At 40.1% G+C, this 11081-nt stretch carries 10 protein-coding genes; 7 read left to right on the top strand and 3 right to left on the bottom strand.

Annotation, left to right across the window (positions count from 1 at the left end):
• Positions 1–108 precede the first annotated feature (108 nt).
• Positions 109–1332, bottom strand: a complete 1224-nt coding sequence (locus PUW25_RS27365; protein ID WP_211750218.1) for an IS110 family RNA-guided transposase — start codon at positions 1330–1332, stop codon at positions 109–111.
• A 618-nt stretch (positions 1333–1950) separates the two neighbouring features.
• Between PUW25_RS27365 and PUW25_RS27360 the strand changes: the two genes are divergently transcribed.
• From PUW25_RS27360 to PUW25_RS27330, 7 genes are all read left to right on the top strand, one after another.
• Positions 1951–2814, top strand: coding sequence for an ATP-dependent DNA ligase (locus PUW25_RS27360; RefSeq protein ID WP_205054975.1), 864 nt, complete (start codon positions 1951–1953; stop codon positions 2812–2814).
• 552 nt (positions 2815–3366) lie between these two features.
• Positions 3367–3522 carry a hypothetical protein gene (locus PUW25_RS27355; RefSeq protein WP_249436145.1) on the top strand — a complete coding sequence of 52 codons (156 nt, stop codon included), beginning with the start codon at positions 3367–3369 and terminating at the stop codon, positions 3520–3522.
• 321 nt (positions 3523–3843) lie between these two features.
• Positions 3844–4503 carry a hypothetical protein gene (locus PUW25_RS27350; protein ID WP_205054974.1) on the top strand — a complete coding sequence of 220 codons (660 nt, stop codon included), beginning with the start codon at positions 3844–3846 and terminating at the stop codon, positions 4501–4503.
• Positions 4504–5036: 533 nt separating this feature from the next.
• Complete coding sequence (locus PUW25_RS27345; protein WP_205054973.1) at positions 5037–6290, top strand: MFS transporter; 1254 nt, start codon at positions 5037–5039, stop codon at positions 6288–6290.
• Between the two features lie 25 nt (positions 6291–6315).
• Positions 6316–7365: a flavin-containing monooxygenase gene (locus PUW25_RS27340; RefSeq protein WP_205054972.1), complete on the top strand. Its 1050-nt coding sequence runs from the start codon at positions 6316–6318 to the stop codon at positions 7363–7365.
• Between the two features lie 169 nt (positions 7366–7534).
• Entirely contained in the window at positions 7535–7984 is a 450-nt protein-coding gene (locus tag PUW25_RS27335) for a MarR family winged helix-turn-helix transcriptional regulator (RefSeq protein ID WP_205054971.1), read from the top strand.
• Between the two features lie 73 nt (positions 7985–8057).
• The gene (locus PUW25_RS27330; protein WP_205054970.1) at positions 8058–9452 is read left to right on the top strand and encodes an NAD(P)-binding domain-containing protein; all 1395 of its coding nucleotides are present in this window, start codon (positions 8058–8060) and stop codon (positions 9450–9452) included.
• A 54-nt stretch (positions 9453–9506) separates the two neighbouring features.
• Here the strand turns inward: PUW25_RS27330 and PUW25_RS27325 are convergent, their stop codons facing one another.
• Positions 9507–10016, bottom strand: a complete 510-nt coding sequence (locus tag PUW25_RS27325; protein WP_205054969.1) for an arsinothricin resistance N-acetyltransferase ArsN1 family A — start codon at positions 10014–10016, stop codon at positions 9507–9509.
• 82 nt (positions 10017–10098) lie between these two features.
• Positions 10099–11052, bottom strand: coding sequence for a thioredoxin-disulfide reductase (trxB, locus tag PUW25_RS27320; protein WP_205054968.1), 954 nt, complete (start codon positions 11050–11052; stop codon positions 10099–10101).
• Positions 11053–11081 lie beyond the last annotated feature (29 nt).

Raw genomic sequence — 11081 nt, 5'->3', positions numbered from 1 at the left:
CTACCCTGAAAATTAATTCATAGCGTAACTCTAAAAAAGACAATACGAAACTAGGCGCAGCTTGCAAGATTTTTAAAAAGGCTGCGTCGCTTGGTTTGAGCAGGTTAATTAGGATACTTCAGATGTGGCCAGGGTTACGGTAAATCCAAGGTTTTCTAGCTTTCGAACGGTTTGTTTGACGATCGCATCTTGGTGTCGTTTCTCAAAATAATCGGAGCCTAAGTCTTTATAATCTTCTTGCCTGGTTAGTAAATGGTAAGCAATGGTCATGATGGAATGGGCTACAGCAACAGCTGCGCGGTGCCTTCCTTTGCGAGCTGCAATTCGCCTGTACTGGGCACCGAGATAATTATCAGATCCCCGTATGGAATGAGAAGCTTCGATGAGTGCGGATCGGAGATATTTGTTGCCTTTACGTGTTTTGGAGGACTTGCGTTTGCCTGCACTTTCATTGTGACCTGGAACAAGACCAACCCATGAGCATAAATGGGCTGAACTCGGGAAACGAGAAGCAATGTCCGTGCCAATCTCGGCGAGGATTTGTTCTGCCGTTCGGGCTGCGATTCCCGGAATGCTATCCAGTCGATCCAGGTCTTTTTGGAAAGGGGCGAGCCGTTTGGCTACCTCCATATCCAGCTCGATGATTTGTTCGTTCAGGAAGTCGATATGGGTAAGCATGGTTTTTAACATCATCCGTTGATGTGAACTCATGTTGCCTTTCAGCGCGAGCTCGAGTTCTTCTTTCTTTCTCTTCATGGATCTGCGTGCAAAGCCAGCCAGTGTTTCCGGATCGGTTTCACCATGGACCATGGCCTCAAGCATGTCCCGGCTTGAGAGCCCCATAATGTCTGATACGACAGAAGCGAGCTTAATATTGGCGCCTTCCAAAACTTTTTGAACACGGTTATGTTCACGAGAACGTTCTTGAATCAGACTCCGGCGATAGCGAACAAGCTCTCTCATTTCACGTTGGTTGCGATCGGGAATATAGCTAGGTTTTAGCAGACCATGTCGAAGTAGATAGCAAATCCATTCTGCATCTTTCACGTCGGTTTTCCGTCCGGGAACTGCTTTTATGTGCTGTGCGTTGACGACTAGGAATTCGATATCTTCGGCTTCCAGCAGGTTCACGATGGGTTTCCAAAACACACCGGTGCTCTCCATGGCCACATGAGTGCAGCGATGATCCTTAATCCAATCGATGAGTTCCAAGATAAAGACTGTGTGAGTACGGAAGGTTTTAATCTCCTTTCCTTCAGGTGTAATAATGCATGCAGTAATGTTCTTCTTGTGAACATCCAAACCGCATGCTCGTTCAATGAGAACATCCATGATAATCACCTTTCTACGGCAAAGTGAAATTGGGGGCTGGTGCAACAACCAAAAAGGGTTAATCTACCCTGCGTGCTTCCTAAAAAGGAGCGACATTCCGTGGTGCACCGAGGTCGCTGGGGTCAGACTAACGGAAGGGTTCAGGACACCATAGTTTATCGACCTCCCTCGCCAGCCGTAAGAATAGTATAAAACGTATCCCAAAAATTTTCATTATTCTGTGGTGCCCCGAAAGGGGCATGGGTGGCTAACGGAGAATAACATGCTGTAAAAAATCTGGAGTATGCACAGTAAACTCTTCATTTTTCCAGACGAATATCCGCTTAGAAATTGTTTTCAATTCAATAGAGCGAAAACAGGAAGCAACTGTTAAATGGCTGAATTGCTATTTTTCAAGGTGCTTTCTTTTTTGTGGCTTAAGAAGGGGCGTATGTGAAATTGTTCAAATGATTTGTTATGTTGAGTACCTGCGTAGCATCGGAGTTGAATTTTAAAAGGAGGAATAACGACCAACTTAGACAGTAGACAAAATTAAGTCGGATTTTACATTAGTGAAATGCCAGGACTTACCTCAGGCTAATAATCAAACTGAACTGTATAATTGAACTGGGTGTTAATATGTTCATAAATCCGATGTTACTTGAAACAGCGTATCAGCCTTTCAGTAACGATAAATATATATTTGAACCAAAGATTGACGGTCACCGGCTTATTTATTCTCAGTTTTCTGGAAGGACCAATTTATACACTAGGCATCGAACAGAATGCTTTAAACAGTATCCTGAGCTCCTGGAGAGTTCCTTCGATAAAGACATAGTTCTGGACGGTGAGGTAGCTGTCGCGGATCCAGAAACGGGACGTGTAGACTTTGAGCTGGTTATGAAACGTTTCCTAGCTCGTAAGGAAGATAAGATTAATTTTATGTCTCAGACCCTGCCAGTTACTTATGTAGTATTCGATATCCTTCATTATGACGGACAAGACACACGTAAACTTCCGTTGCAAGAACGTAAGGAGCTGCTGCAGGCCATACCATTTCCTAACACTAGAATGGGTAAAACTCCATTTGTACAGGGAGCTGGCGAGGCTCTGTTCAAGCAGATGGAGCTTACGCAGATGGAGGGAATGGTCGGCAAACGTTTGGACAGCACCTATGTTGGCCGCCGCTCTACAGATTGGCTGAAGGTCATTAACTGGACTTATATCGATGTAGTCATCATGGGCTATCGTAAAGGTGAGTTTGGTTGGATAGCCGGGATCAGGAAGCCAAATGGTGAGGTCACGTACGCTGGACTGATTCGTTTTGGTGTCAACTCTGATAATAAGCGAGATTTGTACCGAATCAATAATAAAATTAAAACAGGAGAGAATAAAGATTTTGTGTACTTAGAACCTATAATTAATGCCCAGGTAAAAATACGAAATTGGACAAGGGCAGGTAAACTTAGGGATCCAGTATTTGTTCAGTTCATAAATTTTTGAATATTAAAGACGAAGTGAGAAATCAATTCTCAATTATTCTGAAGATCATACCCTATGCAAGTATTATATATTCTATTAACAACATGTTTATAAGGGATTCTATTATAAGTGCTAACTACTAAAGGTAAGATCTTTGTTTTAAGTATCGCTATAATTTTCGCCATCTATCCTGCTTCTTACACAATGATGTTATCAAATGTTGAGTAATCCTCAAACTTATGCTTTGAACTTTCTGGTTGTTAATTCATTAAATCTAATCTTGACTTGCCTTGCTTAAACTATATGTTTCCTGGTGTTTTAAATATCGTTAATAAAACCAATAGCGTGAGTCTATAGAACTCACGCTATTGTTCTTTATATAACTTACACATTAACTGAAAAAGGGAAAGAACAACTTCATTACCGTTATTAGAAAAAGTGAGTTTTACATACATCAAAAAGGCTGAATGGGTGTGCTATCAAACGAAATTAGCCGATAAAAGAACTAGTTGTGATACAATTCCAATAAAATCAAGATATAAGGCAGCTGAAGAAGAAAGGAGGGTCATTAAATTGGATAAAGTTGATATAGCATTTATAATTATTGTAATTGTTTTAGTCGTTCTACTTATAGCCTCATTGATTATTGGTAAAGAACTTGAACAAGAAAATAAACGATTACGTGAAAAAGAAAATGAGAAGCTTACTGATTACTTTATGAAGATATAATTCTTATTCAACTCCCTCGAAATGATTCAGTTTCCTCACTCAGACTCATGAGTTCGCAGGATTTCAGCCTGAGCATGATTATGAGAAGAAGCAAAGAAAGATAAGAGCAGTCTTAGATAACGTTAAAGGGCATGCGGAAATAGAGACTAGAACTAATGTTTGGACGTTTTATAATGTGTCTCTATACTTTTGCTAAAAGGGGATCAGAGTAATAGGCATTGGATAACATTGTAATGATCCCTCGCTTAAAATCAATTAGAATGATAGGATAAATATCTTGATCAAAATAGTAACAACTGAAGGAATAATGGAGGCGATAAAATGGGTAGAGATTTAAATATTTTGATTCAGGAAAGTCTTAAAGAGTTGGAAGGAACTGAAATAGATATAAACGAACAGCTTAAAAAACTGAAATCACTAAGCGATGTAATGATACCTCAAATGCCGGACTCGCTAAAGTCGCTGCCTGAAACTTTAACTCAACTTGTGGACACTGTGCATAAAGCATCGAAAGCCATATCTACTACCTACGATCTTGATCAAGATGATACAGCAAAGGTAATAAACAGCATTATTTCTACAAGTACATACTCAAATTCACTTACATTCCCAATAGATTTTCATGTTAAACTCCTTAAATTTGTAAAAACACAAATACCAGAAAAAATTGCGATACCAAATGAAAATGATGAAGAATCAAAAGTTGAATATATAACCAGAGAACAAGTACAGGAATTGATATCCGATCTCAAACCACCTGAAGGAATGGATCTTAAAGTTTTCCTTAAATATTTCTATTTTCCAACAGTAAGACTGATCATTGTTCTTTTGACTATTTTTTTAAATTACACTGAGTTTAAAGAGAATGCTGCAGTATTAATCCAAAATGTTCACTCCATTTCTCAAGAGCTTAAAACTCATGAGACTCCAACGATTAAAATCCCCTTCGATCAAGATATGTCAGGTGGAGAAAAATCATAAAGGAGATGAGAGATGCACCTCGCCGATTGTATAAAACAATGTAAAGTTTGCAGCTATTCAAATAGAATGGAGCAGATTACCGGTCGGCAATCTGCTCCATTTTTATTAAGCTAACGGGCAGGTTTGTTTAATTCTAAATTGCCGAATCGTCAATACAGAACGACCTTCTTAATAGAAGGTCGTTTTTACATTACTTGAGAGGAGGGTCTCTATTGTTCTGAATATACTGTCATCTAGCCATTCTGTTGTATTTTTCTCTTGGTTCATTGTGTGTTCGTAATAATAAAATTCTCTAAAGATGGAATGATCCCCCTGATCTATTTATTTGATTAAGTTATATACTATATATTTGTAAAATGCAAGTAAATTATATTCTAAATATTTATTTTTATTTCCCTAAATTCAGTTAAAATATAGAAGATCTTTATTTTATTTTATATAAAATTACTTGCAAATAACAAGTTTTAAGGGTATAAAGAAGATGTTTCATAAAACCATTTATTGAGAAGCGAAGCAGAGGAGTGTGAAGAACGTTGCTCGTTGAAAGGAAGAGGAATCAACCACTTAATACACCACAAGTTGAAAATAATCTGAGAATTATCGCAATAATAACAGCAATTTGTTTATTTGGTGATGCAATGCTTTACGCAGTATTACCTGTGTATAGCAAGGATTTTGGACTAACTGCTTTATGGCAGGTAGGGGTTCTACTATCTATTAATCGTTTTATCCGCATTCCAATTCATCCGCTCATTGGCTGGTTCTATACCCGGTATTCCATTAAAAGTGGATTAATGATTGCAATTATACTCACAATAATTACTACTTTTTCCTACGGATACTTTCAAGGTTTTGCCTTTTTGCTCGTATTAAGATGTATTTGGGGCATTGCTTGGTCATTTATCCGACAAGCCGGTCAACTTTCGATCGTTGAAGCTGTTACCGTAAGCAGCCAGCCGGGTAAGCTTACTGGACTGTTTAATGGGCTCTCAGGCTGTGGGGCTGTGGTGGGTATGGTGTTTGGCTCTCTGTTGTCAGAAAATTTCGGGGTTTCATTTGTACTTATGGGATTTGGTATATTTGCTTTGATCTCCATCCCGTTATTGTTCTTTATTCGTAAGCCAGGCAGTAATGAAATGACAAAAAAAGAATTAACACAATTGGACCAGCGAGCAATGTTAAAAATAGATTCAAAACTCCTCATCATTCTTTTTGCTGGATTCAGTGTTTCCCTCCTATTTCAAGGTTATATGAAATCCACTTTAAGTTATTGGATTGAACTGCAGGACTTTTCAAAGATAGCTTTATTGAGCTCTATCGGAGCAGCTACGATTACCGGCATTCTGCTTGCATGTAAATGGTTTTCAGATCCGATCTTAGGTTATTGGGCAGGTAAGCTTAGCGATAAATCCAAATCAAGGACGGTTTGGTTAACCGTAAGTTTTATAGCCGGAGGAATAATGTTTGCCATTTTGGGCTTGAATGTCAATACATTAGCTTGGTTACTTACTTTGATCGCCTTACTTCTTATTTCTTCTATTGTGACAACCCTTACTGATGCAGACGCTGCTCAGTACGCTTCTACGTCCTCCAATCGGCATCATGTCGTATCTTTTTACTCCATGATTGTCGATGTGGGAGCAGCATTAGGCCCTTTTTTGGGATTCACCTTACTCTCCGTGTTCGGAGATACGATGATTAACACTGCGGCCGCTCTGCTTTTATGGTTGTGTAGTCTGTTTTTATTTTATAATCATCGGCGGAAACGCTTGTATCAAGTCTCATAATGATGTAGGAAAGGGAAGGGTACAAATGAAAATTTGGGATACGATTGTTATTGGCGGCGGCCAGGCAGGCTTAGCCTCGGGATATTATTTAAAGACGAGTGGACGTTCTTTTTTGATTTTAGAAGCTGGGGGGCAGGCTGCAGGATCTTGGCCTTATTATTATGACAGCCTTAAGTTATTTTCACCGGCTAAGTACTCATCATTACCGGGTCTTCCTTTGGCATCTCCGGGGGAGCGTTATCCACTTCGAGATGAAGTGATAGCGTATTTAAATGAATACGCGAGATTTTTTGAGTTGCCTCTGGTTTTTCATACCCGAGTCATAGAGGTGCTCCGGAATAATACAGGTGTTTTTGAAATTCATACTTCTTCAGGCAAAAGGTACTTATCCCGGACTCTTATCTGTGCTACCGGATCGTTTAACAAGCCCTATGTTCCTCAAATAACCGGAGAGCAAACTTACAAAAGGTCTATAACTCATTCTGCATTTTATAGATCCCCTGAAGCATACAAAGATCAAAGGGTAATTGTTGTGGGGAGAGGGAATTCAGCAGTACAAATTAGCATGGAATTAGCGGAAGTAGCACATGCTACACTCGCAGTAAGAGAACCTGTATCTCTGGTGCCGCAGCGTATTTTAGGTCGAGATATTCATGATTGGTTTAAATGGTTTGGTATCGATTCCGTTTGGCCCATCGGTAAAAAGTTAGCCCTTAATTCATCCGTAATGGATCTAGATCATTATCGACAGCGATTAAAGGAAGGAAAACCACAACAAAGACCGATGTTCAGTGCCTTTTATGAAGAAGGAGTGGTTTGGGAAAACGGTGAGAAAGAGAAGATAGATCAGGTCATATTTGCAACGGGTTATCGATCAAATTATGAATATTTAAAGAGGTTAGATGCTTTAAATGTGAATGAAGAACCGTTACAAAAGAAAGGGGTAAGTACTGCTGTAGAAGGACTTTATTATGTGGGAATACCTGGACAGCGGTCTTTTTCATCTGCTACACTTCGTGGTGTTGGACCCGATGCTCGATATGTAATCGATCAAGCCAAAAAAATTTTAAATTAGGATGGTTAGTTTAAAATCAGAAGTCTAAATTTGTTTTTAAGATTTTAACGCTCTGCCCCTTTAATATTGAATATTGACTTGGTGATCGGATATATACATGGATGATTCAAATCATATACTTGCAAAATGCAAATATATATAGTATAACTGAATCAAGAGGTGAGCTTAGATGGAAGAAAGTCCGAGAGAACTACTACAAGTAACTGCACGCCGATTCGGCCTTTTGAATAAGAATTGTTGTAGTGTAGGGACTAATGATATATCCATGATCCAAAGCCATATACTTTATGAAATTGATCGACAGCATGAGCCATCTATGCAGCAGATCGCGGATACGCTTGGCATGGATATAACCACATTTAGCCGTCAGGTACAAACATTGATTAAAAAGAACTTAGTTAAGAAAACAACACTTCCAGAGGATCGTAGAGTATATATTCTGCATCTGACGACTGAAGGAAAATTCGTGGCTACGACGATCGATGAGAATATGAACAGCTACTTAAATGAGGTTTTCTCTTTTATGAATGAATTTGAGCGAGAAACGGTTCTCCGATCCATTAAGTTGTTAAATGAAAGTATGCTTAAATCAGATAAATGCTGTACACCAATGGGGTGATCTTCAAGATCACCCTACGTAATCAACATATACTTGCAAAATGCAAATAAAAACATGAAGAGAGGTATGTTAAATGAAAGAAATCCAATTTACACAAGTTCAAAATAATTGTTGTGCTTCTGAAACCAACAAAGATGTCGTTAAAACGGGCGGTAACCCGTCATCCAATCTACCTGTAGCCATCATTGGTGCCGGACCAATCGGACTTGCCGCAGCAGCACACCTCATTGAAAGAGGAGAAAATATTATCATCTTTGAGTCTGGAGCTGAGGTGGGAAGTCATATTAAGGAATGGGGGCATGTACAAGTATTTTCCCCTTGGCAATACAACATCGATAAAGCAGCGGCTAGATTACTCGAGAAAGCGGGTTGGGAACGTCCAGATGATGATGTTTTACCAACTGGTAAAGAGCTTTTGGAGCAGTATCTTTACCCACTATCCCGTTTGCCTGAGATAGAATCCAACATAAAGCTGAATGCAAAAGTAACAGCAGTCAGCAGAAAAGATATGGACAAAATGAAGACCTTAGGGCGTGAAAGCCAGCCATTTATTGTTCTGGTGGAGGAAAACCAATTGACAACCCTGTATGAAGCAAAAGCAGTGGTTGATGCGACAGGCACTTGGGGGAAAGCGAATCCTGTCCATAGCAGTGGGATTTGGACGAAGGAAGAAGGAGATCTTAAAGAGCATATTTATTATGGCATCCCTGATATTAATAGCAGAGATGGTGAACGATTCAATGGTAAGAAAGTGGCGGTAATTGGAGGAGGGCATTCGGCAATTAACTCAATGCTGGAACTGTCTAAAGATCCAAATACAAAAATCTTTTGGATCATGCGAAAGAGTAAAGTAGGAAATGCGTATGGTGGGGAAGACAATGACCAACTGAAGGCTAGAGGAGCACTCGGAAGTCGAATTCATCGACTTGTAGATCAAGGTAGAATAAAGGTCTTTACACCATTCCATATTCATCAGTTGAAACAAGTGGATGGTAAAATCAACATTACCGGCACGAGTCTTGGTGAAGTAAAACAAGTTGAGGGCATAGATGAAATTGTTGTAAACACAGGAAGTCGTCCGGATTTCTCGTTCTTAGGCGAGCTGCGACTGAGTATCGATCAAAGTACGGAAAGTGTAGAGACTCTAGCTCCACTTATTGATCCTAATGTACACAGCTGTGGAACGGTTCGTCCACACGGGGAAAAAGAACTTCGGCATTTGGAAAAGAACTTCTATATTGTGGGCATGAAGAGCTACGGCCGAGCTCCAACCTTTCTTATGGCGACAGGCTATGAGCAGGTGAGATCCATTGCTGCATATCTGGCAGGGGATTACGAAGGAGCCGAAAAAGTGGAGTTGGAATTACCAGAGACGGGTGTATGCAGTATAAATAATGTATCCAATCAAGTTGAGGAGAGCTGCTGTTCTCCAACACCTGCTGCGAAAGTGTCTTCTTGTTGTAGCTAAGCTACAAATAAATAATTAAAAGGGCCCGCCGATGACGGGCCTTTTTAATCTCCACTAGATTAGATTTTCGGAAATGATTTTCTCTACTATGACTACATCGAGCCAATCATCCCCTAATTTCGCATGTTTTTCATATATCCCAACTTCTCTAAATCCACACCGTTCACATAGTTTACGGCTTCCTTGATTAAAGGTGAAGATACGAGAGAGCAGCTTCCAATAACCTGCATCCTTGCACACCTTAATAAGTTGATCAAGCAGCTTGTAGCCTAAATTTTGCTTTCTAAAGTCTTTATGTACATATACAGAAAATTCTCCAACCCCTTGATAACACTCCCTTGTCCGGTAACTGGACACAGAGGCCCAGCCAATAATCTGGTCATTCAATTCTGCAACTACAATGGGATACCGATCCCCTTGGGATCGTATCCACTGGGTTCGATCTTCTAACGTTTTAGGTATTGTATCAAAGGTTGCATTTCTCTCAACTACGATTGAGTAATTATAGATCTCCATAATACCTCGAGCATCACTTTCGATTGCAGGTCGAATACGTATCTCCATTTTGCTGCCTCCACTGTAGACTATTTTCTTTAATATAAAACAAAAGCTCATCAGTAATGTTTGATGAGCTTTTGAAGAGAGATTATTGATCTAGAATGCCGCTCCAGTCCTGTATGGCCGAACCCTCCAGGAATTTTTCAGAATCCATAGCAGCCATACAACCTGATCCTGCAGCGGTGATCGCTTGACGGTACTTAGAGTCCTGTACGTCTCCACAAGCAAAAACACCTGGGATATTGGTTTCTGTCGTTCCTGGATTTACAACAATGTATCCATGAGCGTCCGTATTGATTTGTCCACCTAGGAAAGAGGTATTGGGCGTGTGTCCAATAGCGACAAATAATCCGTCCGCCTCAATCACTTCTTCTTGTCCCGTTTCATTATTAAGGACTTTTAATCCTTGAATCCCCATTTCTTTGGGAAGTACTTCTACTGGTGTTCGATTTAAGGCAAACGTTATTTTCGGGTTTGATCTTGCCCGGTCTTGCATAATTTTAGAGGCCCTTAAATCATCCCGACGATGGACTAATACGACTTCAGAAGCAAATCGAGTTAAGAAGTTAGCTTCCTCCATAGCAGAGTCTCCACCGCCTACGACAATGATTTTCTTACCGCGGAAGAAGAATCCATCACATGTAGCACAGGTACTCACGCCACGCCCGACGTATTCTTGCTCATTAGGTATACCGAGATATCTAGCTGATGCTCCAGTGGAGATAATAACGGATTCTGCTTCGATCTCAGGCTGGCCATCAATTTTGAGTTTAAAAGGTCGTTGACTGAAGTCTACTTCGCTTACAAATCCGGATTTAAACTCAGCTCCAAAACGTTCGGCTTGTTTACGCATGTTATCCATTAATTCTGGACCCATGATCCCTTCAGGAAAACCCGGGAAGTTCTCAATTTCGGTCGTTGTGGTTAACTGTCCACCAGGCTGAAGTCCTTCAATAATGAGAGGGTTCAAATTAGCACGTGCAAGATAAATGGCTGCTGTGTATCCTGCAGGACCGGTACCAATAATAACTGATTTATACATAAGAATCCTCCTTGGCGTTACAAATTAGA

The sequence above is a fragment of the Paenibacillus urinalis genome, from assembly GCF_028747985.1.
GTDB lineage: Bacteria > Bacillota > Bacilli > Paenibacillales > Paenibacillaceae > Paenibacillus > Paenibacillus urinalis.
Note: the sequence above shows the minus strand (reverse complement) of the source record. Positions and strands in the feature narration are given on the sequence as shown.